Origin of the sequence: Candidatus Symbiopectobacterium sp., assembly GCF_020054415.1 — a bacterium.
Classification (GTDB): domain Bacteria; phylum Pseudomonadota; class Gammaproteobacteria; order Enterobacterales; family Enterobacteriaceae; genus Symbiopectobacterium.
The window spans coordinates 1-1,097 of record NZ_JAHWCO010000416.1 but is presented as its reverse complement, the minus strand read 5'-3'; the positions used below and the strand labels follow the sequence as shown (position 1 = coordinate 1,097).

At 44.8% G+C, this 1,097-nt stretch carries 2 protein-coding genes; both read left to right on the top strand.

From position 1 onward, the window contains the following. The first annotated feature begins 226 nt into the window (after positions 1-226). Positions 227-856 (top strand): DUF2057 family protein, encoded by a 630-nt coding sequence (locus tag QZ506_RS12215; RefSeq protein ID WP_291971366.1) that lies wholly within the window; start codon positions 227-229, stop codon positions 854-856. A gap of 153 nt (positions 857-1,009) precedes the next feature. Continuing rightward, the coding region (locus QZ506_RS12210; protein ID WP_367272975.1) for an IS1 family transposase at positions 1,010-1,097 on the top strand (88 nt) is incomplete at its 3' end.

Below are 1,097 nucleotides of genomic sequence, written 5' to 3'. Positions count from 1 at the left end.
TTTCCATGCCAGTTTTGGTTGAAAATGCTTGTCATCTCAGGTGTACACTTTTCTCATGAGGCCTAACTGCATGATTTTACGTTGCGAGGATCCGTCGTTTCGCTGGGCTGCCAGCATAAAATCTATTTATTCAACAAAGCCATAAAAACTGTTAAAAAATGAAAACTTTGACACATTTAGCCAAATACTCAACAATGGCGCGTTAAATAATGCCGGAGGAAAGCTGATGAAATTGTACCGTGTTTTAGTGCTGCTTTTCTTCGTCACGAGCAGTATAGCCAGCGCTGCCACCACCCTAAAATTACACCAGGATATTGAACTGCTCGCCGTCGATGGGCAAAAAGTGTCCAGCTCACTGTTAAAAGGTGCCGATAGCTTGGAACTGGACAATGGTCAGCACCAAGTGCTGTTTCGGGTGGTGAAAATTATTTCCGCCTCTGGCGGTGAAAAACGCACTTATTCATCGCCGCTGTTGTTGGCTGCGTTCAATATGCGTAATCAGGACATCATTACCATCCAGTTGCCCGCACTCGACACGCCAAAAGCCCGAGAGCGTTTCGATCTCGATACCCACTACCAGCTCGTGGATAATCACAATAACCCTATCAGCGCACACCTTGACAGGCTTGAACTGAGCAATGATGAGCTCACTCACAAGCTGGAACCCATTCTGGCACAGTACAATGCCGCCAATAAAAATGCATCCATAACCGCCTTTACGTCGCCCAAGCAAAACGCTGAAACCTGGCCTGAAAATAATGCAGCCAATGCTCAGGACAGCATTGATCCCTTTCTTATCCTCAAATACTGGTTTTGGCAGGCAGATAAAGACACGCAGGATCGCTTTCTGAAATGAGCAAAGGAAAAGGACAAGTAATAAAATCGAACCGATGTTTTGATTATTTTAACCGCAGTTGCATCAATGCGTTGGTTGTTAGTCGCATTTTTTGGTCGTGCATTCAATATGTTGATTGCAGTGTGAAATGTCCGGTTTTGGATGTGGAATACAGTGGCTAAAGTTGATGTAAGATGCCCGTTTTGTGAACAGACATCTCCTGTGAAAAAACACGGTTATGGCAAAAGTGGCCATCAGCGTT